At 70.1% G+C, this 26,054-nt stretch carries 22 protein-coding genes; 13 read left to right on the top strand and 9 right to left on the bottom strand.

Features of this window, described 5'->3' with window-relative positions; translation table 11 throughout:
• Positions 1 to 4 precede the first annotated feature (4 nt).
• From AFR_RS33935 to AFR_RS33910, 6 genes are read left to right on the top strand one after another with little or no spacing between them, the layout of a single operon-like run.
• Entirely contained in the window at positions 5 to 1,243 is a 1,239-nt protein-coding gene (locus AFR_RS33935; RefSeq protein ID WP_041843098.1) for an NAD(P)/FAD-dependent oxidoreductase, read from the top strand.
• The gene (locus AFR_RS33930; RefSeq protein WP_041841351.1) at positions 1,237 to 1,914 is read left to right on the top strand and encodes a DUF1365 domain-containing protein; all 678 of its coding nucleotides are present in this window, start codon (positions 1,237 to 1,239) and stop codon (positions 1,912 to 1,914) included. Before AFR_RS33935 ends, AFR_RS33930 begins: the two co-directional genes overlap by 7 nt.
• Positions 1,911 to 3,149: an SAM-dependent methyltransferase gene (locus tag AFR_RS33925; protein ID WP_023561350.1), complete on the top strand. Its 1,239-nt coding sequence runs from the start codon at positions 1,911 to 1,913 to the stop codon at positions 3,147 to 3,149. Before AFR_RS33930 ends, AFR_RS33925 begins: the two co-directional genes overlap by 4 nt.
• A complete protein-coding gene (locus AFR_RS33920) occupies positions 3,146 to 4,417 on the top strand; it encodes a class I SAM-dependent methyltransferase (RefSeq protein WP_023561349.1) in 1,272 nt (423 codons plus the stop codon). Before AFR_RS33925 ends, AFR_RS33920 begins: the two co-directional genes overlap by 4 nt.
• Positions 4,414 to 5,193: a DUF1295 domain-containing protein gene (locus AFR_RS33915; protein ID WP_023561348.1), complete on the top strand. Its 780-nt coding sequence runs from the start codon at positions 4,414 to 4,416 to the stop codon at positions 5,191 to 5,193. The genes AFR_RS33920 and AFR_RS33915 overlap by 4 nt, the downstream gene beginning before the upstream one ends.
• 48 nt (positions 5,194 to 5,241) lie before the next feature.
• Positions 5,242 to 5,775: a DM13 domain-containing protein gene (locus AFR_RS33910; protein WP_238547172.1), complete on the top strand. Its 534-nt coding sequence runs from the start codon at positions 5,242 to 5,244 to the stop codon at positions 5,773 to 5,775.
• Here AFR_RS33910 and AFR_RS33905 read toward each other — a convergent pair.
• The gene (locus tag AFR_RS33905; RefSeq protein WP_023561346.1) at positions 5,772 to 6,338 is read right to left on the bottom strand and encodes a dienelactone hydrolase family protein; all 567 of its coding nucleotides are present in this window, start codon (positions 6,336 to 6,338) and stop codon (positions 5,772 to 5,774) included. The two genes, AFR_RS33910 and AFR_RS33905, sit on opposite strands and share 4 nt — an antisense overlap.
• 55 nt (positions 6,339 to 6,393) lie before the next feature.
• Here AFR_RS33905 and AFR_RS33900 point away from each other — a divergent pair, with 55 nt between their 5' ends.
• The 4 genes from AFR_RS33900 (at position 6,394) to AFR_RS33885 (ending at position 10,205) form a co-directional block, all read left to right on the top strand.
• Positions 6,394 to 6,963, top strand: a complete 570-nt coding sequence (locus AFR_RS33900; RefSeq protein WP_023561345.1) for an ArsR/SmtB family transcription factor — start codon at positions 6,394 to 6,396, stop codon at positions 6,961 to 6,963.
• Between the two features lie 26 nt (positions 6,964 to 6,989).
• Positions 6,990 to 7,808 carry a DUF72 domain-containing protein gene (locus AFR_RS33895; RefSeq protein ID WP_084298486.1) on the top strand — a complete coding sequence of 273 codons (819 nt, stop codon included), beginning with the start codon at positions 6,990 to 6,992 and terminating at the stop codon, positions 7,806 to 7,808.
• 108 nt (positions 7,809 to 7,916) lie between these two features.
• Positions 7,917 to 9,464: a M1 family metallopeptidase gene (locus AFR_RS33890; RefSeq protein WP_023561343.1), complete on the top strand. Its 1,548-nt coding sequence runs from the start codon at positions 7,917 to 7,919 to the stop codon at positions 9,462 to 9,464.
• A gap of 246 nt (positions 9,465 to 9,710) precedes the next feature.
• Complete coding sequence (locus tag AFR_RS33885) at positions 9,711 to 10,205, top strand: hypothetical protein (protein WP_148308144.1); 495 nt, start codon at positions 9,711 to 9,713, stop codon at positions 10,203 to 10,205.
• Between the two features lie 14 nt (positions 10,206 to 10,219).
• On the opposite strand, the gene AFR_RS33880 is transcribed toward AFR_RS33885, so the two are convergent.
• The 3 genes from AFR_RS33880 to AFR_RS44205 form a co-directional block, all read right to left on the bottom strand.
• The gene (locus tag AFR_RS33880; RefSeq protein WP_148308143.1) at positions 10,220 to 10,753 is read right to left on the bottom strand and encodes a hypothetical protein; all 534 of its coding nucleotides are present in this window, start codon (positions 10,751 to 10,753) and stop codon (positions 10,220 to 10,222) included.
• Between the two features lie 66 nt (positions 10,754 to 10,819).
• Positions 10,820 to 11,470: a hypothetical protein gene (locus tag AFR_RS33875; RefSeq protein WP_023561340.1), complete on the bottom strand. Its 651-nt coding sequence runs from the start codon at positions 11,468 to 11,470 to the stop codon at positions 10,820 to 10,822.
• A 31-nt stretch (positions 11,471 to 11,501) separates the two neighbouring features.
• Positions 11,502 to 12,587 (bottom strand): S1 family peptidase, encoded by a 1,086-nt coding sequence (locus tag AFR_RS44205; protein ID WP_023561339.1) that lies wholly within the window; start codon positions 12,585 to 12,587, stop codon positions 11,502 to 11,504.
• Positions 12,588 to 12,729: 142 nt separating this feature from the next.
• Here AFR_RS44205 and AFR_RS33865 point away from each other — a divergent pair, with 142 nt between their 5' ends.
• Complete coding sequence (locus AFR_RS33865) at positions 12,730 to 13,275, top strand: hypothetical protein (protein ID WP_023561338.1); 546 nt, start codon at positions 12,730 to 12,732, stop codon at positions 13,273 to 13,275.
• On the opposite strand, the gene AFR_RS33860 is transcribed toward AFR_RS33865, so the two are convergent.
• From AFR_RS33860 to AFR_RS33850, 3 genes are read right to left on the bottom strand one after another with little or no spacing between them, the layout of a single operon-like run.
• Complete coding sequence (locus AFR_RS33860; RefSeq protein ID WP_023561337.1) at positions 13,264 to 14,577, bottom strand: MFS transporter; 1,314 nt, start codon at positions 14,575 to 14,577, stop codon at positions 13,264 to 13,266. The two genes, AFR_RS33865 and AFR_RS33860, sit on opposite strands and share 12 nt — an antisense overlap.
• The gene (locus tag AFR_RS33855; RefSeq protein ID WP_023561336.1) at positions 14,567 to 15,811 is read right to left on the bottom strand and encodes a type III PLP-dependent enzyme; all 1,245 of its coding nucleotides are present in this window, start codon (positions 15,809 to 15,811) and stop codon (positions 14,567 to 14,569) included. The genes AFR_RS33860 and AFR_RS33855 overlap by 11 nt, the downstream gene beginning before the upstream one ends.
• Before the next feature lie 40 nt (positions 15,812 to 15,851).
• Positions 15,852 to 18,635: an EAL domain-containing protein gene (locus AFR_RS33850; protein WP_023561335.1), complete on the bottom strand. Its 2,784-nt coding sequence runs from the start codon at positions 18,633 to 18,635 to the stop codon at positions 15,852 to 15,854.
• A 191-nt stretch (positions 18,636 to 18,826) separates the two neighbouring features.
• On the opposite strand from AFR_RS33850, the gene AFR_RS33845 reads away from it, so the two are divergent.
• Both AFR_RS33845 and AFR_RS33840 read left to right on the top strand, forming a co-directional pair.
• Complete coding sequence (locus tag AFR_RS33845; RefSeq protein WP_023561334.1) at positions 18,827 to 22,069, top strand: GH92 family glycosyl hydrolase; 3,243 nt, start codon at positions 18,827 to 18,829, stop codon at positions 22,067 to 22,069.
• Between the two features lie 22 nt (positions 22,070 to 22,091).
• On the top strand, positions 22,092 to 25,214 hold the full coding sequence (locus AFR_RS33840) for an NACHT domain-containing protein (RefSeq protein ID WP_023561333.1): 3,123 nt from the start codon (positions 22,092 to 22,094) through the stop codon (positions 25,212 to 25,214).
• Here AFR_RS33840 and AFR_RS33835 read toward each other — a convergent pair.
• Both AFR_RS33835 and AFR_RS33830 read right to left on the bottom strand, forming a co-directional pair.
• Positions 25,211 to 25,576 carry a VOC family protein gene (locus AFR_RS33835; RefSeq protein ID WP_023561332.1) on the bottom strand — a complete coding sequence of 122 codons (366 nt, stop codon included), beginning with the start codon at positions 25,574 to 25,576 and terminating at the stop codon, positions 25,211 to 25,213. The genes AFR_RS33840 and AFR_RS33835 overlap by 4 nt on opposite strands.
• A gap of 3 nt (positions 25,577 to 25,579) precedes the next feature.
• On the bottom strand, positions 25,580 to 26,008 hold the full coding sequence (locus tag AFR_RS33830) for a PPOX class F420-dependent oxidoreductase (protein ID WP_041843090.1): 429 nt from the start codon (positions 26,006 to 26,008) through the stop codon (positions 25,580 to 25,582).
• Between the last annotated feature and the right edge of the window lie 46 nt (positions 26,009 to 26,054).

Here is a 26,054-nt window from a genome sequence, read left to right as displayed (position 1 = left end):
CTCCGTGAGATCCGTAGCTGTCATCGGTGCGGGTGTGTCCGGCCTCACCGCCGCGTACGTCCTGCGTGACGAATGGGACGTCACGCTCTTCGAGGCCGATACGCGCCTCGGCGGACATGCGCACACTCACGACGTCGCCGACGCGGGCGGTGCGCTGGCGGTCGACTCCGGCTTCATCGTGCACAACCGGCGGACGTACCCGCTGCTCCTGCGGCTCTTCGCCGAGCTGGGCGTACCGACGCAGGAGACCGAGATGAGCATGTCGGTGACCTGCCGCGGCTGTGGTCTGGAATATGCCGGGGCCAAGGGCCGGCAGGGGTTGTTCGTGCAGCCACCGAAGCCTCGCTACCTGGCCACGCTCGCCCAGGTCCCGGTCTTTCACCGGCGTGCCCGGGCGCTGCTCGCCGGCTCCGGCAACCCGACGCTGGGGGAGTTCGTCGCGGACGGCCGCTACACGCGGCACTTCGTGCGCCACTTCGTCGTGCCGCTGGTCGCCGCCGTCTGGTCCTGCGGACCCGAGGTGGTCGCGGACTATCCGGCCCGTTACCTGTTCACGTTCCTCGCTCATCACGGCATGCTCAGCGTGACCGGCTCACCGACCTGGCGGACGGTCAGCGGCGGCTCCCGCACGTACGTGGACCTGCTGGCCAAGGAGCTGACCACGGTCCGGGCCGCCACACCCGTACGGTCGGTGACCCGGTCCGGCACGGGTGTCACGGTCCGCGACGACGGGGACGATCTGCACTCCTTCGACGCGGTGGTGGTCGCCACGCACGCCGATCAGGCGCTGGCACTGCTCACCGACCCGAGTGACGCCGAGCGCCGCACGCTGGGGGCGTTCCGCTACTCCAGCAACACCACCGTGCTGCACGGCGACGAGTCCGTGCTGCCGTCGCGGGAGAACGCCCGGGCCAGCTGGAACTACGAGCTGCCGGGCTGCGCGCCGGACGCCGGGCCGCCCCGGGTCACCTACGACATGAACAGGCTCCAGCGCCTCGACGCTCACGGCCGCTACCTGGTCACCCTCAACGCCGGAGACCGCGTACGCGAAGACACGGTCCTCGCCCGCATGACGTACGACCACCCGATCTACACCCCGTCCTCGGTGGCGGCGCAGTCCGGTCTGCCGGGGCTGAACGACGGCCGGACGGCGTTCGCGGGGGCGTACCACGGCTGGGGTTTCCACGAGGACGGCTGCCGCTCGGGCGTCGCCGCGGCGCAGTCGCTGGGTGTGACGTGGTGAAACCCGCGGTCTACGAGAGCACCGTCCGGCACGTGCGCGTGAGCCCGCTGCGGCACGCGTTCAGCTACCGGACCTACCAGTGGCTCGTCGACCTGGACGAGCTGCCGCGCAACCGCTGGTACGCGTCGTTCGAGGCCCGCGATCATGTCGGAAATCCGCAGCACAGCCTCCGCCGCAATGCCGACGAGTACCTCGCCGCACACGGTGTAAACCTCGAGGGCGGCCGGATTTTGCTGCTTACCAACGCCCGGACGGCCGGTCATGTCTTCAACCCGCTCAGCGTCTACTGGTGCCGGCACCGCGACGGCAGTCTCGCCGCGGTCATCGCCGAGGTGCACAACACCTACGGCGGGCGGCACCGCTACCTGATCGAGCCCGGGCAGACGCGCGTCGCCAAGGAGTTCTACGTGTCGCCGTTCTTCGCGGTCGACGGCTCGTACCGGATGACCCTGCCCGAGCCGGACGACCGGCTCGCGCTGACCGTCGCGCTGGACCGGGCCGGTGGGCGGCCGTTCGTCGCCACCGTGCGAGGCCGGCGCCGGTCGCTGCGAACTGCCGTGCTGCGGAACCCGTTCGTGACGCTGGCCGTCGCGGCCCGGATCCGGTTCCAGGGCATCCGCCTCTACCTGCGCGGCCTGCCCGTCCATCCCCGTCCTCAGGAGACGCCGTGACCACCGTGCTCTCACCGGTCGCCGACCGGATCGACCCGGGCCGCTGGCCCGACGTCGCGGCCACACCCCGATCCCGTACCCGGGGAGTCGTCGCCGCCGCCGTGTTCCGCCGCATCGTCGAGCGGCTGCCGCTGCGGGTCGCGTACCCGGGAGGGGCGGTGACGGGATCGACCGGGCCGACCATGCGGATCCACCGGCCGCAGGCCTTCTTCGCGCGTCTCGGCGCCGACGGCCTGATCGGTTTCGGCGAGTCCTACCAGGCCGGTGACTGGGACGCGGACGATCTCGTCGGTGTGCTGACCGTCTTCGCGCAGCAGATGGGGACGCTGGTGCCGCCGCGGTTGCAGTGGCTGCGGCGCTTCCACGGCCCGCGGGCACCCCGCGCCGAACGCAACACGGTCGAGGGGTCGCGGCGCAACATCCACCGCCACTACGACCTGTCGAACGACCTCTTCGCGCTCTTCCTGGACGAGTCGATGAGCTACTCCAGCGCGCTCTTCGACCGGAGCCAGGACTTCACCCTCGCCCAGCACCGCAAGATCGACCGCCTGCTGGACGCGACTGGTGTCCGCTCCGGCACCCGCGTCCTCGAGATCGGTACGGGCTGGGGTGAACTCGCGATCCGTGCGGCCCGCCGTGGCGCCCGGGTGCTCAGCGTGACGCTCTCCACCGAGCAGCGGTCCCTCGCGCTGCGCCGGGCGGCCGAGGCCGGTGTGGCCGACCGGGTCGACGTGCGCCTGCGTGACTACCGCGAGATCGAGCCCGTCGCCGGCGGGTACGACGCGATCCTCAGCGTGGAGATGATCGAGGCGGTGGGGGAGGCGTACTGGCCGACGTATGCCGCGACGCTGGAACGCCACCTCGCCCCCGGCGGTTCGGTCGGCCTGCAGACGATCACCATGGCCGACGACCGCCTGGCCGAGACCCGCAACACCTACACCTGGATCCACAAGTACGTGTTCCCGGGCGGCCTCGTCCCGTCGGTGCCCGCGATCGAGGCCGTGCTGGGCCGGGCCGGTCTCGCCGTCCGCGACCGCCTCGACTTCGGGCTCGACTACGCGGAGACGTTGCGCCGCTGGCGGGCCACCTTCAACGCCCGCCGCGGCGATGTGGCCGCGCTCGGCTTCGACGCGACGTTCCTCCGCACCTGGAACTTCTACCTCGCCTACTGCGAGGCCGGTTTTGCCGCCGGATACATCGATGTCTCCCAGCTCGTGTCAGGACGTGTGAAGTGACCGCTCTCGCCGTGGAATCCGGGATCGCCGGACAGCTCGCCGCCCTCGTCTCACCCCTGGCCGGTGGTGCACTGCCCGTGCGGCTGCGGGCCTGGGACGGCTCGGAGTCCGGTCCCGCCGGCGGGCCGGTGCTCGTGATCCGCGACCGGAAAGCGTTGCGGCGCCTGATGTGGAGCCCGGACGAGCTGGGGCTGGCTCAGGCGTACATCGCGGGGGAGATCGACGTCGAGGGTGACCTCGGTGCGGGTCTGCGTCAGGTGTGGCAGCAGGCGCGGGCGCGCGGTCTGGCCCGCGGCGGCGTCCGCGTGGGCCTCGGCGACAAGCTCCGGGCCGTCCGGACGCTGCTGCGGCTCGGGGTCCTCGGGCCGAAACCGCCGGCGCCCGACGTGCAGGCGCGGATCGTCGGCGACCTGCACTCCCGCGAACGGGACCGCGCGGCGATCAGCTACCACTACGACCTCTCGAACGAGTTCTACGCGCTGATCCTGGACGAGCGGATGGCGTACTCGTGCGGGTACTGGACGTCGGACGCGCCCGGGTACGGCCTGGCCGAGGCGCAGACCGACAAGCTCGACCTGGTCTGCCGCAAACTCGGCCTCGAGCCGGGCATGCGGCTGCTCGACGTCGGCTGCGGCTGGGGTGCGCTCGGCCTGCACGCGGCGAAGAACTACGGCGTGACCGTCACAGGCGTGACGTTGTCCCGCGAACAACTGGCCTTCGCGCAGGCTCGCGTCGGTGGCCTCCCGGTGGACTTCCGCCTGCAGGACTACCGCGACGTCGCCGACGGCCCCTACGACGCGATCTCGACGATCGAGATGGGCGAACACGTCGGCCAGGGGCAGTACCCCGTCTTCGCCGCCCAGCTCCACCGCCTGCTGCGTCCCGAGGGCCGCCTGCTCGTCCAGCAGATGTCGCGCGGCGCGACCGCACCCGGCGGCGGCGCGTTCATCGAGTCCTACGTGGCGCCCGACATGCACATGCGGCCCGTCGGGCAGACCGTCGACCTGCTCGAGCAGGCGGGACTCGAGGTGCGTGACGTGCACGCGTTGCGCGAGCACTATGTGCGTACCGTCGGGGTCTGGCTCGAAACGCTCGAAGCGCGCTGGGACGCGGTGGTCGCGCTGGTCGGTGAGCCGATGGCCCGCGTGTGGCGGCTCTACCTGGTCGGCGGGGCGCTGACCTTCGAGGAGGGCCGGATGGGCGTCGACCAGATCCTCGCGGTCCGTCCGACGGAGACCGGCGTCAGCGGCATGCCGGCCACCCGGTGATCACCCTCTTCCTCGGTACGGCCGCAGCCGCGCTCGCGGTCCTCCTGGTGGCGTTCGTGATCGGTGTCCGCACCGGCAAGCACAAGGGTGTCGACGTCGCCTGGGGGCTCGGCTTCGCGGCCGTCGCGGTGACCGGCCTCGTCATCACCGGCTTCACCCCGGTCGGCTGGCTGGTGACGGCCCTGACGGTGATCTGGGGCGTCCGCCTCGCCACACACATCGGCCTTCGCGGCCGCGGCGCCCCGGAGGACCCCCGTTACGCCGAGCTGCTGTCTCAAGCCCCCGGCAACCCCACCTGGTACGCGTTCCGGATGATCTACCTGCTGCAGGGTGCACTGGTCTGGTTCGTGTCCCTGCCCGTCCAGCTCGCCCAGAAGTACGCCTCACCGTCGTGGTGGCTGATCATCGGGGTGGTGCTGTGGCTGGTCGGCTTCGCCTTCGAGACGATCGGTGACGCCCAGCTGGCACGCTTCCGCTCCTCACCGTCGTCGAAGGGCCAGGTGCTGGACAGCGGACTGTGGCGGTACACCCGGCACCCGAACTACTTCGGCGACGCGTGCGTGTGGTGGGGCCTCTTCGCCCTCGCGTGTCTGCATTGGACAGGCTGGCTGACGCTGCTGTCGCCGCTCGTGATGACGTGGTTCCTGGCCCGCAAGACCGGAAAACCGCTGCTGGAGACCCATCTCGCCCGTACCCGCCCCGGCTACCCGGACTACGTCGCCCGGACGAGCGGCTTCTTCCCGTGGCCACCGCGGCGTTCCGTAAGCGATCGGTAATCCGCCTGCCCCTGCCGCCGCCTGCCCGGCCCGTGTTGAATCAACGGTGTGAAAAAACGTCTCCTGGCTGTCGCGGTGCTGGTGCTCGTCGCCGGTGGTCTCTACTGGTTCCAGCCTTGGAGGCTGGTCACCAGCACGACGGTCGACGAGGCGCTCACGCCGGTCGCCGCACCTGTCTCGTCCGCACCTGTCTCGTCCGCGCCCTCTTCCTCTTCTTCTCCTTCTCCCGCTGGTCCTGTGGTGGTCAGCGAGGGTGACTTCGTCACTCACGAACACACCACCAAGGGCACCGCTCGGCTCGTCCGCAAGCCGGACGGCCGCCACCAGATCGAGTTCGCCGGTCTGGACACCTCGGACGGCCCGGACCTGCGGGTCTGGCTCACCGATCAGAAGGTCGGCACCGGGCAGTCGGCCTGGCAGGTCTTCGACGACGGCAAGTACGTCGAGCTCGGCAAGCTCAAGGGCAACCGCGGCGACCAGGTCTACACGGTCCCCGCGGACGTCGACGTGGAGAAATTCCGCAGCGTCAGCATCTGGTGCAAGCGCTTCTCGGTCTCGTTCGGCGCGGCCGGCCTCAGCTAGAGCGCGGCCAGGAAGTCCTTCACCCGGCGGCTGACCAGCTCGGTGGCCTCCGCGTCGAAATCCGCCAGGCCGGAGTCCAGGAACAGGTGCTCGTTCCCCGGATAGACGAACAGCTCCGCCCGCGGCGCCGAGGCGACCAGCGCCTGCGCGGCCTCGAGATCACCGTCGTCCACAAAAAACGGGTCGGCCTCCTTCGCGTGGATCTGCACGGGCACGTCCGCCGGCCAGGCGTCACCGAACTCCTCGACCGGCAGGCAGGAGTGGAAGAAGAGCGCACCCCGGGCACCGGGCCGGGTCTGCGCCAGCTGCTGCGCCGCCATGACACCGAGCGAAAAACCGCCGTACACGAGCCCGGTCGGCAAGTCTGCGGCGGCGCGAACCCCGCGCTCCTGCACGCCGACCTTCCGGGCGTACGCGAGGCCTTCGTCCACGGTGGTGAAGGTGTGGCCGTCGTAGAGATCCGGGGTGTGGACCGTGTGACCGGCCTGCCGGATCCCGTCGGCGAAGGCGAGAACACCCTCGGTCAGGCCCAGCGCGTGGTGGAACAACAACACCTCAGCCATGTCGCCTCCTCGGCTCTTGCTTACCGATGAACCAGAACTTTAGACTGATCCAACAATGTCGAGCAATCAAGAGTTCCCCGATTACGACCTGCCGGACACGGTCTCGGTGTCGACCCCCGCCCAGCTCCGGGCCATCGCCGACCCGCTGCGCACCACTGTCCTCGACTTGGTGCTCGAACGCGCCGCCACGGTGGCCGAGCTGTCCGCCGCGGTCGGCCGGCCCAAGAGCACGGTCGCCCACCACGTCAACGTCCTGCTCGAGGCCGGTCTCCTGCGTGTCGTCCGCACCCGGCGGGTCCGGGCGATCGACGAGCGCTACTACGGGCGTACCGGTAGGACGATCCATGTCGGTGTGGTCCGCCGCCCGGGCGAAACCGAAACCCCGGTCTGCGTCAACGGCCTGTCCGTCGCCGCCGCCGAGTCGGTCCCGGCCCACGAGGACGATCGCCTCTACACCACACTGCGCCACGTCCGGATCGCCCGCGAGGACGCCGCCGCCTTCTGGCAACGCGTCGAAGAACTCGTCCGCGACTTCACCCAGCTGCCCCGCTCCGGCGACACGGTCTACGGCCTGGTCGCCGGCCTCTACCCGACCGAACACCCCACCCTCCCGGAGTCCGCATGACCCAGAGTCTCCACGTGGGCTGCGCGATGTGGACCCTCAAGTCCTGGCAGGGCCGCTTCGTCGAACACCCGCTCCCTGCCCAGGAACGCCTGCGGGCGTATGCGGGCTGGTGCAACGCCGTCGAGGGCAACACGACCTTCTACGCCACCCCGTCACCCGACACGGTCGCCTCGTGGGCGGAGCAGACCGACCCCGGCTTCCGCTTCGTGCTCAAACTCCCGAAGCACATCACCCACGAACGCCGCCTCCTCGAAGCCGACGAGCCCCTCCGCATCTTCCTCGAGGCGATGTCACCGCTCGGCCCCCGGATCCACACCCTCTGGATCCAGCTCCCCGGCTCCTTCGGCCCCGCCGACCTCCCCACCCTCGACCGTTTCCTCCAGGGCCTCCCACCCCGTCACCGGTACGCCGTGGAGGTCCGCCACGCGTCGTTCTTCGAGAACCCCGGCCCCCTCGAAGAAGTCCTGTCGGCCACCGGCGCCGAGTGGATCCCCTTCGACACCACCGCGTTCTTCGAGACCCCACCCACCAGCGACGCCGAACGCGAAGCCTGGACCAAAAAACCCCGCATGCCCCGCCGCACGGTGGCCCTGACCGACCGCCCGATCGTCCGCTACCTCGGCCGCGACTCCACGGCCGAAACGGTCGCGGGCTGGCAGCCCTGGATCACCACCGTGGTCGACTGGCTCCGCGAAGGCCGCTCACCCACGGTCTTCCTCCACACCCCGGACAACGCCGACGCCCCCGACCTCGCCCGCCGCTTCCACACCGAGGTCCGCACCCGATTCCCGTCCTTGGCGCCCCTCCCGGACCCCACCCCCATCGCCCCTCTGACGCTCTTCTGACCGCAGGGCGGGTGACACCACCGGGACGGGGCGGCTACCTCGGTCGTGCCCGTCCGGCTCACGGACCAGCATCAACTCGACGACATTCGTCCGTTGAGGGGGATCACGATGCGACGCAAACTCCTGTGCGCGGTGCTGGCCGGCGGCTTGGCGATCACGCCCGGCGGTCCGGCGGGTGCCGCACCGGCCCGTGACTACCGGCCGGGCTCCGCCGGGTTGGGCGACGTCTGGTACCCGCTCGAAGGCAACGGTGGTTACGACGTGGCGCACTACGACCTCAGCCTCTCCTACGACCCGGGCAGCGGCCGCCTGGACGGCACCGCCCGGGTCGACGCCGTCGCGACCCAGAACCTGTCCCGCTTCGATCTCGACCTTCAGCAGCTCGACGTGACCAGGGTGCTCGTCGACGGACGCCCGGCCTCGTTCCGGCGTGACGGCCAGGAACTGGTGATCACTCCCCGTCGGGGCATCCCGGCCCGCTCCCGGTTCCAGGTGGCGGTGACCTACGGCGGTGTGCCGCAGCCGCTGGGCGGGCCGACACCGTACGGCTTCGTCCGCACCGGTGACGGCATGGTCACCCTGAACGTGCAAGACGGTGCCTCCACCTGGTTCCCCGGCAACGACCACCCGTCGGACAAGGCGACGTTCCGCTTCACGATCACGGTGCCGGACGGGCTGGACGTGGTCGCCAACGGTCGCCGGGTGTCGACGCGTACCCATGGGGGCCGAACCACCCACGTCTGGTCCGAAACCGCCCCGATGGCGACCTACCTGGCCACCGTCGACGTCGGACGCTGGCGGGTCCGGAAGGGCCGAACCCCGGGCGGCATCCCCGAGTACGTGGCGGTGGACCCGGCTCTCGGCACGGGGGCCGACGACCCGATGCCCCAGTTCTGGAACCGCACCGCCGAGGTGGTCGACCGGTGGACGCAGATCTTCGGCCCGTACCCGTTCGACTCGACCGTGGCGATCGTGGTGCTGGCCCGGCACAACGGCGTCCAGGTCCCGTTCTCCGCGGAGACCCAGACCCGGCCGGTCTACTCGGCGGCCGACAGCGACGAGATCATCGCCCACGAACTGGCCCACCAGTGGTTCGGCGACAGCGTCGGCATCACCCGCTGGAACGAGGTGTGGCTGAGCGAGGGCTTCGCCGTCTTCGCCAACTGGTACTTCGACGAACTCCGCGGCGGAACCACCGTCCACGACCAGGCCCGCCAGGTGTACCAGGCCCACCCGGCCGACGACCCCTTCTGGACCATCCCGCTCACCGGCCCGGACCGCCCCACCGACGCAGCCGGCGAACGAATCTACTTCGGCGGCGCCCTGGTGCTGCAGATGCTCCGTCAGGAACTCGGTGACCCGACCTTCTTCCGGGTGCTACGCGCCTGGACGCGGGACCACCGCCACGGCACGGCCACGACGACCGATTTCATGGAGACAGCGACCCGCACCTCCGGCCGAGACCTCGCCCCCTTCTTCCGCACCTGGGTCTACTCGCCCACCCGGCCCGCCCTCCCGGACAATGCCGAGCAACCGCGTTCCTCCGTCGCCCACGATGGCGCGGAACGTCAACCATTTCCCCGTCATCGTCAGTCTTCTAGCGACGCACCGTCGCCCGGACTTCATCCGGAAGGAACGCCACCTGGTCGATCATGACGGCACTCTCCTGACGACACAGGCCGGGCACAGCGCGTCCTGCGTCTGAAACGAGGTCCGCGCTTAATTCCCCGCCTTCGTCCCACTCCCGGCCCCCACCCCTCACACTCTTCTGATACGAATCCCGACCGGCCGTGGTGGCGCGCGACCGTGCTGCTCTCCGTCGCGGCTCACCTCCACGCCTACGGTTCGACCCCACCCACCACCGACTGACCGCGACTCGCCTGCATGCCCCACATTGGGGTCATGACTGCAGCGTTAATGATCAATGTCGTCTCGTTGCTGGTAGCCCTCATCGCGGTCATCGTGTCGTCGACACTGACCTGGCGCGCGCTCACGATCGCGCGGAACGCCAACCATTTCCCCGTCATCGTCAGTCTTCTAGCGCCGCACCGTCGCCCGGACTTCATCCGGAAGGAACGCCACCTGGTCGATCACCTGGGAGATCATGATCCCGAACTGACGCTGGAGGGCCTGCCGGAACCGATCCGGACCTATGCGATCGAGGTCTCCGAGCAGTACCACATGCTCGGTTACGTGGCGGCCAACGGACTTGCCGACGGCACTCTCCTCACGACACAGGTCGGGCATGGCGCGTCCCGCGTCTGGGACGCCGTTCAACCCTTCGTTGCGGTCGAGCGGCGCAACCGCGGCGGTGAGTACAGCTTTTTCAACTCGTTCGAACTCTTTGTCGAACTGGCCAGGAAGATCGACACCAGCGTTCCTGACGCGCGGCGCTAGATTCCGGGTTGTGGTCAGCGCAGGCGGAGTTTGCCGCTGCGGCGGACCAGGCGGCGGGTGGCGGCGTCGATGTCCATGGTGGCGACCAGGCCGGCGAACTCCTCGTAGGAGTTCAGGAACGTGTTGTGGCCGCCGCGGAGCACACGTTCGCCTTCCACGTGCTCGCGGAGTGCCTCCCAGGTGCGGAGGAGCCGGTAATGGGTCTGGACGGCGATGAATTCACCGTCCGCGATGCCGTAGAGCGACGTGTAGCTGAGAACCTGGTAATAGGTTCCGACCTCGATCGCATGACTCATGATCGGCTCGGGCAGGCCGAAGAAGCCCAACTCCGCCGGGTGGTCGGACAGTTCTTTCCAGAGCAGCGTCTCCTTGCGGACGAAGTCCGGTGTCCGGTGCGGTTTGAGGACTTCCAGAACTACCGGCATGTGATTCATGTTCTGGTTGACGCGGATCGCCTGCCAGGCGAGGAATGAGGAGGTGAGCGCCGCGATCACCGCCGACGTCAAAGCAGCCAGATTGATCAGATCTTGTCCCGACACAGTCGTCACCGAGCCCTTTACGCATGCAGTTGTCGAGTCCCGCGATCAGAGTGGGGCTCGGCGTCAATGCATGGTTCAGGAGGCCGGGATCGGAAGATCTCCGGCCGAGACCGTGATCGGTGCGTTTGCGGGGAGTTCGAGGATGCGCAGGATCGCCGCCCGGGCCGCGGCGGGGTCGTTCGGTGCGGTGACCGACGTCAGGCCGGAGCGGGGGTCCACACCGGTCGTGGCGATCCGGATCCCGGCGCCGCGCAGCGTTTCGGTGGAGGCCATCACCCGGTCGGCGAGCTGCCGGCCGGCCCGCTCGGACTGAACCACGGCGAAGACGTCGATCTGGGTGCCGCCGGCGAGCCGCCGCAGTGCTTCGCGATGCTCGCACCAGCCGGAGGTGAAGCCGGCGGAGATTCCGCTGCCGTTGATGATGAGGCTCCCGGCGACGTCCGGGTGCCCGTCGAGATAGCGCTGGACCCGGCCCACCACCGCGTCGTCCGGCGGGCTGCCCGCCGCCGGTGCTGTCGCCGGAAGGTCAGGCGGTGTTGTGGTGCAGGGCTCCGGTGACGCGGTCGCCAGATCCGGTCCGGCGGCGCCCGCGGCTCCGCTCGAAGGCGGCACAACCCGGGGTAGCTCGTCCTCGACCGGCGTACACGCGGTGAGCAGGAGCAACGCGGACAGCAGACCCGCCAGCCCCGGGAAGGGGCGGGCGGGCTGCCGCTGTGTGCCGGTCATCGTGGTGAGAGCCTCTGGGTGCAAGACGGGATCAAGGCGTGTACCGCGCGCTGAAGCCGACGGCCTGCATGCTGGCGTTGATCGTGCTGAAGTACGACCGTGTGCTCGACGTGCAGTTGCCGCTGGAGTTTAGCCCACCCACCGACGAGCTGATGCCGAGCAACAGCCCGCCGGAGAAGAGCGGCCCGCCGCTGTCGCCGGGAATCACGCAGGCCGTGGTCTCGAACTGGTTGGTCAGCTGCGTGACGGTGCCGTCCTCGTCCGCGACGTTGACACTGACGTTGAGCCGCGTGAGGGTGCCGCTCGTGATGCCGGTCGTGATGCCGCTCTTCTGCACCGCCATGCCGACGCTGCCGCCACCGCCCCCGGTGATCCGGCGGCAGTCGCTCGAATAGATGTAGACGCAGTTGTTGAGGTAGTTGTAGGCGGTGTTGCCGGTCGACCAGCGGATCGCCTCGGCGTCGACGTTGCCGGAAAAGCGGCGGCTGCTGACGGTGCCGAGCTGATAGCCGCCGATCTCGGGGTTGCTGCGGCCCGCGTAGACCGGGGCGGACTGGTCGAAGCAGTGTCCGGCGGTCAAGGTCGCATTGGCCGGGCTGCCGCTGACAGTGCCGAGGACGGTCGCGGTGCAGTGGTAGTAGGAACCACCCGACTGACCCTCCAGGAGCACGCCGCCCCGGGTCGGTGAGCAGTACGTCTCGTTCGCGCACAGCCCTTCGAGAAGCGGCGTGACGGCGTCGGCCCTGCTCAGCTGGGCCTGGCTCTTGCTGATGCGCAGCCGGGCCAGTCTCGGGAGCTCACCCGGCCGGACGACCAGATCCGCGCCGTAGCGGTCGCGGAGCTTGCCGGCCAGCTTGTCGCTGTAGTTGGCGAGCGTGATCGTGACAGCCCCGTCGGCAGGGTCGACACCGCTCGACGCGACCCTCGCCCCGAGCGCATTCTTGCCGTACGGCAGCTCGCCGAAGATCTGCTGGGCCCGGTCGTACGCCGCCTGAAGTGCGGTCGCGTCCGGGGCGGCGGCAGCGGTGGTGGCGACCGCGAACCCGCCGAGAAGGATGCCGGTGGCCGCCGCCGCGCCTGCGCGCAGGGCAAGGGCCTTCCATCGCAGTAATGACACTGGTGTCCCCCTGTGAATGTGTCCACTGTAGAGGCGCGCGCCGGGGCCGAGATTAACGGCACCCATAGCTACGTGTCAATGCGCTAAAGATCGAATTGCTTCACTTTCCTACGCTGGCGGTGGCGCGGAAAAGGGAGAGATCATGGATGTCGGGGCCCTCTACAATTCGATCACTCTGTCGGTTTCACTGACGGCATTGGCGATGTCGTCGGTGTTGACCGTGCGGCAGCTGCGGACAGCCCGGACGGCCAGTCAGGACGCCAATATCACGCAGGCGTTGCTGTGTCTGAACGGCGAATATCGCAGTGACGAGTTCCGGGAGAGCGAAGATTTTGTTCTGCATCGGCTGGCCGAGGAGTGCAGTTCCGATCTCGGCGTTGCGGATCTTCCGTTCGAGGCGCGGCGGCACGTCTGCCGGGTCGGCCATTTTTACGGGGACTACGGGATGCTGGCGGCGCTGCCCACTTACGACCAGGCCCGCATCCTCGGCTGTGTGCACTACCGGGTGCGGGAGGCCTGGTCGGTGCTCGAGCCCTTCGCCGTCGCGGAGCGGCAGGTTCGGGGCAACTCCTACTGGAGCTACTTCGAGAACCTGGCTTTCCTCGCGACGAAGGTCGACAAGCAGCAGGTGCTCGACAGCCAGGGTCTGCGCCGGTTCGACGGGGCCCGGTGGCCGTCAGTCGGCTAGGGCCGCGGGTCGGCGGTTGAGCCAGGGCATCGAGGTCAGTGCCCACAGCAGGAGCGACGCGATGCCGAGGACCAGGACCGCCGCGCTCACCGCCTTGTCGATGGCCTGGGCCGTGACCAGGACCGGGAGGGTCTTGACCGCGATCGAGCCGCCCAGTGCGCGGGTCGCCGCGCTGTACGCCAGAGCCGTCGTGATGCCGTCCGGGGGTGCCTCGTCGGCGACGGCCGCGTCCATGTCGCCCTCGAAGGCGGTCTGACTCAGGCCGGCGAGGAACTGCGCCGCGAGCACGTTCGCGGCGTGCAGGGGTGCGCCGATCCAGCCGACCAGCATGCCCAGGCCCCACAGGGACCAGCGGAGGACTGCGGGGAGGCGCATGTTGCCGATCGTCTCCACCGCGACCGTGGCGAGGAGGCAGCCGATGCTGAAGGCGACCGCCGCGCCGGCGACCCAGTGGCGGCCGTGGAGTTCGGTGGTCAGGGGGACGGCCAGGAGGGTGGGGCCGGAGGAGAGCAGCATGATGCCGCCGCCGGCCACGAGCAGGCGGGGTGACACGGGGAAGCGGCGGCTGCGGCGGTGTACGGCGGAGGGGCGTTTCAGGACGGGGCTGCTGAGGCCGTACCCGAGGATCCGGGCGGGAGCGATCCGCCCGGCCGCGCCCTGGGGGGTCATGCGGGCGCGGCGGGCGACGACGATCGTCGGGATCAGGGAGCCGGCGTAGACGATGAAGATCGCGATGAGGGTGCCGCCGGTGGGGTGGCCCTCGGGCCCGGACGGGAGGAGGGCGCCGAGGCCGGTGCCGGCGGCTTCGACGGCGGCGATCGCGAGGGCGTAACGGGTCATCGCGCGGGGGCGGGCGTCGACCGCTGCGACCTCGGCGCGCATCGCCGCGAAGCCGACCCAGGCCGCCACGTGCATGGCGACGATGAGGAAGGCGATCAGCCACGACGGCAGGCCCGCGATCAGGCCGGCGAGGGCGGCGACACGCAGCACGATCTCGATGCCGGCCGCGCCGCGCAGCAGGTGGCGGCCGGGCAGGCGCCGGGCCAGCCAGCCGGTGACCGGCGCGGAGAGGACAACACCGATGAGCATCGCGGCGTTGTAGAGGGCGGCCTCGGCGAGACCACCCCGGGAGACCGCGAGCAGGACGAGGATCGTCCAGCCGAGTGCCATGCCGAACGAGTCGGCGACACCGGAGACCAGCAGCTCACGGAGACGGCCGGCGCGGCGCAGGCCGACCGGTCCGGCGTGGCGGTGTCCGCCGCCGCCGTGGGGTTGCCTGCGCCGCGTCTGCTCAGCGCTCACCGGGGATACCGGCCCGGGCCGGCTCACCCGTCGTCTGCCGGGGGAGCGTGGCGGGGCCGCCGACGAAGAGCGGGGTCGGGGGCGGGAAGCCGTTGAACGCCGACGCGTAGCTCAGCGTGTAGGCACCCGTGGAGCCGATGTAGATGATGTCGCCGACGTCGATGCCCGCGGGCAGCAGCGCGCCGTAGAACATGGTGTCGGAGCTGTCGCAGCTCGGTCCGGTGATCGTGAACGGGAGCTCCGCGATCTCGCCGTGACCGGCCACCGACGTCCACATCGGGAAGTCCCAGCCGGTCGGCAGCTGGATGGTCTCCATCATGCCGTTGTAGGCGCCGACGTCGACGAAGAGCCAGTTCTCGGTCCCGCGGACCTCGCGGCCGATCACGCTCACCGCCATGACCGAGGCCTCGGCGACCAGGTGACGGCCGGGCTCGGCGACGAGCAGACCCGGACGGTACGGCAGCAGCTCGTCCAGTGCGGGCAGCACCATCTCGCCGATCTCGCCGATGGTCGGCACGTCCTCGGTGTAGCGGGCGGGGAAGCCGCCGCCCAGGTCGAGCAGGTCCAGCCGGATGCCCTCGTCGAGGAGGTCCGCCATGATCTGACCGACCGCGCCGATGGCCTCCCGCCAGGCCGCCGCGTTGCCGCACTGCGAGCCCACGTGGAACGTCACACCGTACGGGCGCAGGCCCAGCCGGCGCGCCAGGACGAGCAGGTCGCGGGCCTCGTGCACCTCGGCGCCGAACTTGCGCGAGAGCGGGAACGAGCTGGCGCTGTCGTCGACCCGCAGCCGCAGGTAGACCGCGCTGCCGGGCGCGTGCTCGGCCAGCTTGCGCAGCTCGTTGGGCGAGTCGAAGCTGAACCGCCACAGACCGGCGGCGTGCGCGGCCGCGATGTGCGCCGGCGGCTTGACCGGGTTGCTGTAGAGCACACCGGCCGGGTCGACGCCTTGGCGCTGCAGCATCTGCAGCTCACCGAGCGAGGCGATCTCGAAGCCGGCACCGTGATCGCGCATCGTCGCCAGGATCTCGGGCGCCGGGTTGCACTTCATCGCGTAGAACGGCAGCACCCCGGGCAGGGCGGCGGTGAACGCCTCGAGCCGGCGTACCACCGTGTCCAGATCGGTGACCAGGTACGGCGTCGGCATGTCGATGACCTCGAGGCAGTCCGGGGACAGCGCTGCGGGCCACTGGTCCGGAAGCTGTGAACGGGTGCCGGTGAGGGCGGCGGTCATGCAGAACTCCTGCACTGTGCTGAGGGGGTGGACGGGGGGATCAGGCGGCCGAGGACGCTTCGGCGCCCTGCAGCAGCAGCCGGCCGGCCTCGCCGGCGGGTACGGGGCGGGAGAAGTAGAAGCCCTGGGCGAAGGTGCAGCCCATGTCGCGCAGCGCGGCGAGCTGGCCGTACTCCTCGATGCCCTCGGCGACGGTCGACATGCCGAGGCTCTGCCCCAGCTGGACGATCGTGCTGGCCAGCGCGGCGTCGTCGCTCTGCTCGCCGAGACGCTCCACGAAGGAGCGGTCGATCTTGAGCGTGTCGACGGGGAAGCGGCGCAGGTACGCCAGCGACGAGTAGCCCGTACCGAAGTCGTCGATCGCGAGGGTGACCCCGAGCGCCTTGAGGCGGACCAGCTGGGCGAGGTTCTCCTCGGTGTCGGTCATCAGGACGCTCTCGGTCATCTCGAGGCAGAGCTGGTCGGCCGGCATGCCGGTCTCGGTCAGCACCTCGCGGACGACGGTCGGCAGGTCGCTCCGGTCGAACTGTCGCACCGACACGTTGACGGCCATCTTGATCGGGCGGCTGTTGTCGCGTTCGGCCCACTCGACGGCCTGACGGCACGCCTCGGTGAGGACCCAGCGGCCCAGCGGGACGATCAGGCCGGTGGCCTCGGCGATCGGGATGAAGTCGAGCGGGTTGATCAGGCCGCGGGTCGGGTGCTGCCAGCGGACCAGCGCCTCGAAGCCGATGACGCGGCTGTCGTTCATGTCGATGGTCGGCTGGTAGTGCAGCTTCAGCTCGCCGCGGTCCAGGGCCAGGCGCAGGTCGGCCTCGAGCTCGAGCCGCTCGACCAGGCCGGCCAGCATCTGCGGGTCGTAACTGGCGAAGCTGCTGCCACCGGCTGCCTTGGCCTTGTACATGGCCAGGTCGGCGTTGCGCATGAGCTGCTCGGCGTCGTCGGCGTCGTCACCCTCGGCCAGAGCGGCGAACGAGGCGAGGCCGATGCTGCCCCGCACGTGCAGGTCGCGGGTGTCGATGCGGAACGGCTCGTGCAGCCCGTCGACGATGCGCTGTGCGACCAGTTCGGCCTCACCGGCGTCCCGCGGCGAGGAGATCAGCACGGCGAACTCGTCGCCGCCGAAGCGGGCCACGACGTCACCCTCGCGGACGCAGGCGCGCAGCCGGTCCGCGACCTGCACCAGGAGCTGGTCGCCGGCCAGGTGGCCGAGGCTGTCGTTGACCTCCTTGAAGCCGTCGAGGTCGAGGAAGAGCACGGTCACGTCGTCGGCGTCGCCGCGGGTGTCGAGGGCGTCGGAGACCCGCTCGCGGAAGAGCGCACGGTTGGCGAGCTGGGTGAGGGCGTCGTGGTACGCCTCGTGCACCAGCTGCTCCTGGAGCTCCTTGCGCTCGCTGATGTCCCGCGTGTTGAGGACCAGGCCACCGACGTTCGGGTCGCCGAGCAGGTTCGTGATGGTGATCTCGGCCTGGCGCAGCCGGCCGTCGCGGTGCCGCACGGTCAGCTCGAGCACCGTGGTCGCGTACGGGCGGCCGCTGACCGAGCGCAGGGCGTCGGCGAGGCGGGTGGCCGCCTCGGGCTCGATGACGCTGGTGAGGCGGCGGCCGGTGAGCAGCTTCGGCGAATACCCGAAGACCCGCTGGACGGACTCGCTCTGGTAGAGGACCTCGGCGTCGGTGCCGACGACGGTCACCACGTCGGAGCTGTGCTGCACGAGGGCGTGGAAGCGCTGCTCGCTGGCGTAGAGCTCGGCGGTGCGGTCGGCGACGCGGGTCTCCAGGTTACGGGTGAGGTTGCGGTTCTCCAGCAGGGTGAGCAGCTGCCGGCCGACGATCAGCAGGATCAGGGCCGACCGCGTGTACGCGACGAACGCGCTGCTCTGCCCGGTCCGGGCGAACCACACGACGCTGGTCAGCAGGGCGGCGAGCACGGCCACGTACGGCAGCAGCACACCGAACGGCTGTCCGCCCTCGGTGTCGGCGACCTCCGCGGAGGGGGCGGTGGCGCCCGTGTCGACCGGCTTCGTGGCGGCCAGCAGGATCAGCGAGAAGCCCGCGAACCAGCCGATGTCGGTGACCCCACCGGAGTGGTACGCCCCGATCAGGCTCAGGTACGCGTACCCGATGTCGGAGATGGAGAAGGCAGCGATGCCGGCGCCGACCAGGGCGAGGTGGGCGAAGTTGCGCCCACGCCGCCGCTGCAGGGCGAGCATGTAGACCACGATGGTGACCATGACGACGTCGCCGAGCGGGTACGCGAGGCTGACGTAGAGCGCGAGGGCGCTGTCGCCACCCGCCTCGATCAGCGGCTCGATGACGAAGATCCAGGCCATCAGGACCAGCGACGCGGCGACCATCAGGCCGTCGAGCACACTGCGGGCGCGGTTGGCGAGGGCCTGCGCGGCGACCGGCAGCACGAGCAGCCCGGCCGAGGCCAGCAGGATCATGCCCAGGTAGCCGATGTCGGCCTGCGACGGCAGCGGGACCGAGCCGGTGAAGGTGTCCAGCCAGACGGCCGCCATCTGGCCGACACCCCAGGACAGGACGCCGAGACCGACGAGGGCCCAGCCGGCCCGCATCCGCCCGCGGAACAGCGCGGCCCGGAAGAGGCAGGCGACAGCGGCGGAGACAGCGGCGAGGCAGAGGCCGAGGTTGGAGATCGTCTTCGAGACCACGGCCCCGCCGGCACCGGTGCTGAGCACCACGCCGAAGGTGGCGACCACGACGGCCACGGCGATGCAGATCCGGGCCCAGCGTCGTACGGCGCTGGACGTGCGCCGCTCCGTGGCTCCGGGCGGCGCCGGCGATTGCTTGCTGGCTGCCATCAGCTCATCTCCGGTCGGTGATCCGCCCTGGGCAGGGTGGTCGTACCAGCAGAGATCGGGTCCGGACGGCCTGACATGAGGCGGACGCGGGTGCAACTCGGGTGCCCGGAGCTGGGATTTCATTGACACGGGTCACTGACACGTGACAACGTTGTCACCGGACGATGACGTCGTTAACCGGAGGTTTGTCGATGACCCGTCGGTTCCTGGTCGCGGTTCTGCTGGCCGCCTCCGCGCTGTATGCGAGCCCCGCGCAGGCGAGAGCCGCCGAGGACGACCCCGTGGATCTGGTGCACCCGTTCGTCGGGACCCAGAACTTCGGCAACACCTTCCCGGGTGCGAGTGCGCCGTTCGGGATGGTCCAGGTCAGTCCGGACACCGGCGGCCAGGGCGGCTACGACTACCAGCAGTCCAGCATCTACGGCTTCAGCCAGACGCACCTCTCGGGTGTCGGCTGCGGCGTCGCGGGTGAGCTGCCGATGCTGCCGACCACGGGCGCCGTCACCACCTCGGACCCGAACGCGTACAGGTCTCCCTATTCGCACGACGAAGAGGACGCCGAGCCGGGCTACTACCGCGTCGGCCTGTCGAAATATCAGACGAAGGCCGAGCTGACGGCGACGCCGCGCACCGGCTGGCAGCGTTACACGTTCCCGGAGACGGGCGCAGCGAACGTCCTGTTCAACACCGGCAAGGCCAACCAGTCCGTCTTCGACTCCGAGATCCACGTCGTGGATGACCGGACGGTCGAGGGCCGGGTCCACGCCGGCAACTTCTGCGCCGGCAAGGACGACCACACCGTCTACTTCACGGCGAGCTTCGACCGGCCGTTCAGCACGACCGGCACCTGGCGCGGCTCGACACTGACCCCCGGCGGCAAGGACGCGTCCGGCACCGGCGGGAACGGCGCCTGGGTCACCTTCGACGCCACCCAGGACCGCGACGTCGTCGTCAAGGTCGCCCTGTCCTACACCGGCCCCGAGGGCGCGCGGAAGAACCTCACCGCCGAGACGGCCGACTCCTACGACTTCGACGCCACCCGCGCGAAGCTGCGGGCCACCTGGGCGGGCGAGCTCGACCGCATCAAGATCGACGGGGGAGCCGCCGACCGGCGCAGCGCCTTCTACACCGCGCTCTACCACTCGCTGCTGCACCCGAACCTCGCCGGTGACGTCGACGGCCGCTACGTCGGCTTCGACCGCGAGGTGCACACCGCGCAGGGCTACACGCCGTACCAGAACTTCTCGCTCTGGGACACCTACCGCCCGCAGAACCAGCTGCTGGAGATGCTCGCACCCGACGTCGCCCGCAACGTGGCGCTCTCCGTGGTCGCGATCGGGCGGGACGGCGGCTGGCTGCCGCGCTGGGCGCTCGCCAACAGCGAGACCAACATCATGACCGGCGACCCGGTCACCCCCTTCCTCGTCGAGGCCTGGTCCAAGGGCCTGCTCTCCGGGTACGAGGAAGAGGCGTACGCACTGCTGCGCAAGAACGCCACCGCGCAGCCACCGGCGGACTCGCCCTACAACGGCCGTACCGGTCAGGACTACTACGCCGACCGCGGTTACATCCCGTCCGGGCTCGAGCTGGGCAAGGACTGTGTCGACAAGGGCGGCGACAACGACTGCGACCACCCGGCGTCCGCGACCCTCGAGTACGCCGCCGCCGACGCCTCCCTGGCGCTGATGGCCGAGGGGCTCGGCAAGGAGGCCGACGCGAAACTCTTCGCGGGCCGCGGCCAGTGGTACCGCAACCTGTGGGACTCCTCGATCCAGCAGTTCCGGCCGCGGACCGTCGACGGGACCTGGCTCACGCCGTACGACCCGATCGCGGCGGGGGAGCAGTTCCACGAGGGCGGCGCCCACCAGTACCAGTGGCTGGTGCCGCAGGACCCGGCCGGACTGGTCCAGCTGATGGGTGGGCGCAAGGCCACCGAGAAGCGCCTCGACGACTTCTTCGTCTACGACAAGCTGCTCACCGACCCCGCCGGCACCGCGCGCACCGACTGGATCGCCAGCCCCTACGACTACTACGCCAAGTCCACGTACAACCCCAACAACGAGCCTGACCTGCTGGCGCCGTACATGTATCACTGGGCGGGTGACCCGGCGAAGACCGCAACGGTCGTCCGGGCCGCGATGACGCTCTTCACCACCGGCCCCGACGGCATGACCGGCAACGACGACCTCGGCACGATGAGCGCCTGGTACGTCTTCTCGTCCCTGGGCCTCTACCCGACGATGAGCGGCGCCAACTTCCTGGCGGTGTCCAGCCCGCAGTTCCCCCGGGCCACGGTCAAGGTCGGCACCAAGCGGCTCGTGATCGACGCACCGGGCGCCTCGGACGCCAACCGCTACATCCAGCGCGTCCGGCTCAACGGCGTACCGGTCGCCAAGAGCTGGCTCGACTGGTCGGCGGTCGCCCGCGGCGGCACGCTCTCCCACACGCTCGGCACCAGCCCGTCCGGCTGGGGCACGTCACTCCTGGCCCAGCCGCCGTCGGTCAACAACAAGGCCCCGGCGGACAACCGCACCCACGTCGACGCCTCGGTCCGCCCGGCCAGCGCGGCTCTGGCCGCCGGGTCGGCCACCGCACAGAAGGCGGCCTTCGAGGTCGACGTCGTCGGCCAGGCGCCCCTCGCGATCGCACCCCGCGTGACCGCCCAGGCCCCGGCCGGCTGGAAGGTCACGGTCGCCCCCCGCGTCCCGACCCTCCTGCTCACCCGGCACCTCCCGGTCGGCACGACCGCCAAGGTCACCGTCGAGGCCCCCGCCGGTACGCCCGCAGGCACGTACCAGGTCGACGTGTCGGTCTCGGCGACCGGCACCGAAACGGTGAAACGCACCGTCACCATCACCGTCCGCGAACCGGTCACGTGCGCCTCCACCGCCGGCACCGCCTGCCTCGTCGACCTCGGCACCGAACGCACCACCGACGGCACCGCCACGGTCGCCGCCACCACCGAGGGCAACTTCGACGGCGGCGGCTGGAGCTACGACGCCGACCTGCTCCCCGCAGCCGGCCCGGTCACCTGGGGCGACGTCCCCTACCAGGCCCCGGACCCCACGGGCACGGCCAAGAACTTCGTCCAGTCCCGCGGCCAGTCCCTGCTCCTCCCACCCGGCAACCACCCGGCGGTCAACCTGGTCGCCACCACCCACAACGGCCCGGTCACCGCCGCCCTGACCATCGGCTACACCGACGGCACCTCCGCCGCCGCCACCGTGACCGTCGCGGACTGGTGCGGCACAGCCTCGGCCGGCACCACGGCCGTCCTGTCGATGTCCCACCGGATCAAGGCCGGCCAGGGTGTCGACGGCCCGCCGGTCAGCCTCTTCGGCCTCGACCTCCCGGTCACCCAGGGCAAACAGATCCGCTCGATCACCCTCCCGAACGACCCTCGCCTCTACCTGTACGCCGTGACTCTGTCCTGACCGTTGCGCTACGGTCCGTGAGATGGGTTCCCGGCCTCTCAGCTACGCCGACGCCGCCCGTCTCCTGGGCGTCCACAACAACGCCGTCATCAAGGTCCTCAGTGGGGTGAGCGGTGGCGCAACCGCCGCCCTCACTGCGGGTTCCTTGGCTGACGTCGACTTTTTCGCCCTGCGCGGTGAGGTCATCAGGTGGGGCAACGAGGCCGTCACCGGTCTGCGGGAGCGGGTCACCGGCGTTCGCCGCTTCGACCGCACTCTGAGACTCGAGGCGGCGCACGCCGTCGTCGTGGTGACCGCGTTCTACGAAGCTGTGGACGCTGTCCTGCCCGATGCGGATCTGACCGCGGGGGAACAGGTCGCCGTCATCACTTCGACCGCGCTCAGGGCGCGGTACGCGGATCTGCTGCAGATCCTGATCGAGACGCCGCCCCCGATGCCCGCACCGCACCGTCCTTTCGAGACGACGGTCGCCGACCTCCGGGTCTACTTCCGGTCGGCAGCGGTCGCGGTGCGAGGGTTCCTGAGCGGGCTGAGCGCTTTCGAGGACAGGGTGCCGGCGCGTCTGGAGGACGAGGTCTGCAAGATCGCCGTCCGCCGGTACATCGAGGCGTACCGGCGGCTGACCACCGAGGCGCCCGAGTTTGCCGTCTGGGCCGCGATGATCGAGGCCCAGGCGACCCGCACGCTGCTGCGGAACGCGCTGGACGACCTGCGTTCGGTGTCGGGCGGTGCGACTGTCGACGCCGTTCTGGCCGGACTAGGTAAGCGCTACCGGGCCGGGCTGGATCGCGCCATCATCACCTCCGCGTACGCCCCGGCCCACGTCGTGCTGCCGACCCTGAGCGAGGGTTACCTCGATCCGCACGGCCGTGTTGCGGTGGCCGGTCCGCAGGATCTCCCCGCCACCGAGAGCTGGTGGGAGCAGGCGGTCACGGTGGAGGACGTCCATGGTTTTCTGCTGGCCCACCTGACCGGGCCGGACGCGGTGACGGGTCCGCTCGTGGTGCTCGGCCAGCCCGGCTCCGGCAAGTCCGCGATGACCCGCATCCTGGCCGCCCGCCTGCCCCCGGCCGACTTCCTGGTCGTCCGGGTCGAGCTGCGTACCGTGCCGGCCGAGTCGTCGATCCAGTCGCAGATCGAGCAGGCGCTGTTGCAGATGCTCGGCGAGCACGTCTCCTGGGCGGACCTGACCCGGCGGGCCGGTCCGGCACTGCCCGTGGTGATCCTCGACGGCTTCGACGAGCTGCTGCAGGCGACCGGCATGAACAGGGCCGATTATCTGGAGGAGATCCGCCGGTTCCAGAGTCGTGAACAGGAGCTGGACCGTCCGGTGGCCGTCCTCGTCACCAGCCGGACCGTCGTCGCCGACCGCGCGCGGATTCCGGACAGCACCGTGGTGCTGCGTCTCGAACCGTTCGACGAGACGCAGATCAACGCCTGGCTCGCGGTCTGGAACGCCCACAACGCTGCCGGGCTCGCGGCTCGTGACCTGCGGCCCTTACCGCCGGCCGCCGCCCTGGCCCACGGTGAACTCGCGGTCCAACCACTGCTCCTGCTGCTGCTCGCGCTCTACGACGCCGGTGCCAACGCGCTCCAGACCGCGGGTGACGACCTGCGCCGGGTCGACCTCTACGAGCGGTTGTTCACCGACTTCGTCGTCAGGGAGGTCGGCAAGCACAGCCGAGATCTCACCGCGGACCAGCACGCGGACGAGATCGAGGTGGAATGGCGACGGCTCGGCGCGATCGCGATCGCGATCCTGAACCGGGGCAGTGACGTGATCCTCGAGCCGGAGCTGAACGACGACATCCCGCGTCTGCTACTGGAGTCCGACCTGCGCCGGGCCCACGACACCTCGGCCCATCGTGCCCTCGGTGCGGGCCAGCTGATGGTCGGCCGGTTCTTCTTCATCCACGAGTCCCGGGCCACCCGTGACACCGCGGGTCCGGAGCGCAGCTTCGAGTTCCTGCACGCCACCTTCGGTGAGTTCCTCGCCGCCCGGCGCATCGTCTCCCTCCTCGTCGACCTCGCGGAGGAACGCCTCCACCAGCGGCGCCGCCGGGGTGTCATCGATCCCGGCCCGCTGTACGCCGCCACCTCCTTCGTCACCATCGCTCGCCGTGCGCCGCTGTGGGAGATGTGCCGGGAGATGCTCGCCCACCTGGATCCGCAGCAGCGACAGGATTGCCGGGCACTTGCCCTCGAGCTCCTGGCCGACGCCGGGTACGCGCATCCGACCTGGACCGGCCAGGACTACGAGCCCCGGCGCACACCCCTGGCGGTACGCCACGCGGCGTTCTCGGCGAACCTGGTCTGCTTCGTGCTGCTGCTGAGCGACGGGCCGGTCGACGCGATCGACCTGGTCGGGGAGCCGGTCGTCACCAACTGGCGGCGGCAGGCGTTGCTCTGGCAGAGCCAGCTCGAACCGGAGGACCGCAAGCGGATGTGGCAGACGCTCCGCGTGGCCTGGGATCTGACAGCGGACCCGACCCGTCTGACGGTCCGCATCGAGGACGGCGCCGCGGTCGGTGTCTACGAGTCCGTTCCGTGGCCGCCCGATACGCATCCATGGACCGTGAGACCGGACGACCACCCGCATCTCCTGGCGCCCGACGTCTCGGTCCGTGCCGACAGCCGCATGGGGCGTTCGCTGCGGCGGTCGGCATTCGTGCAGACGGCCCACGACGTGCGGGAGATCCTCTACGACCTGATGCCGTACTGGGAGCACGTGGGCACACCGCGCCTGCATCGGCTCGACGATGAGCCGGTCCTGGTCTCCGAGGCCGCGCTGTTCTTCGAGCTGCTCCTGGCGCCGGCCGATGCGCACTCACCGGACGAACGCGCTCGCCGGTACGCCTGGGCCTTCAAGCTCATCCAGCTCCCGCGCCAGCGTGATCTCCTGATCCGACAGCTTCTGGAGGACGGGCCGGGCTTGACCGACGAGGGCTTGGGCCAGATCTTCCACACCCTCGGGACCCCCGACATCCACCGGAACTACGAGACCTTCGAGAACCTGCTCAGCGCCGTCCTGGAGCGCGACGACGGTCTCGCCGTGGCGGCCACCCTGCTGCTGAATGCGGACGAGGATCCGCTGGAGGAACGTATGGCGCAGCTTTACGGAAAGCTCGGCATCGAGGTCTACTAGTCGTCGGTTTTCAGCAGGCAGAACTCGTTGTCCTCGGGGTCCGCCAGCACGGTGAGCCCGTCCGTCTCCCAGAGGAAGCGGGCGCCCAGTCCGGTCAGGCGCTTCAGCTCGGCGACCGGGTCGTCGGCCGTCAGGTCGAGGTGGATGCGGTCCTTGACGGTCTTGGGTTCGGGCACCTGGGTGAACCAGAGGCGTGGGCCGCCGCCCGGGCCGGGCAGCACCAGCACCGTCGGGTCGTCGTCCGGGTCCGGGTCGTTCTCGCCGTAGGGTGCGATCTCGTAGTCGTCCAGGACCTGCACCCACCAGCGGGCCAGGGCCGGGGCGTATGCGCAGTCGACGACGATGTCCCTGATCCTGGCCATGGGTCACATCACCCAGCCGTAGAGGCGTTCGACGTGGAGGGTGAGGACGATGCGGCCGTCGGCGACCATCGCGCGACGGTAGTCGTCCCAGTCGGGGTGGTCCTCGCCGCGGATCGAGCGGTAGATGTCGACCAGTTCCTCGACCGTCGCGTCGTGTTCGTCGGCCGACGGCGGTGAGAAACTCGCGCGGACCTCGGCGGCGACATATCCGCCGCCGCCCGGGCCGATGACGCGGATGCTGCCGCGCGGGTCGCGGCGCAGGTTGTGGACCTTGGCGAGGGTTTCGCGGGTGGAGATGCGCAGGACGCGGGTGGGGGTGTCGGCCGTGTAGTTCACGTCGGACAGCTGGGGCCGGCCGTCGCGTTTGATGGTGGCGAGGGTGCAGAGGTCGGTCGCGGCGATCGCGGACCACAGCTTGGTGTCGTCGGACATGAGGTCCACGCTAGCCGTCCGGGAACGACACAGCCGCCCCTCCCCG

It is taken from the genome of Amorphoplanes friuliensis DSM 7358 (assembly GCF_000494755.1).
Lineage (GTDB): Bacteria > Actinomycetota > Actinomycetes > Mycobacteriales > Micromonosporaceae > Actinoplanes > Actinoplanes friuliensis.
Note: the sequence above shows the minus strand (reverse complement) of the source record. Positions and strands in the feature narration are given on the sequence as shown.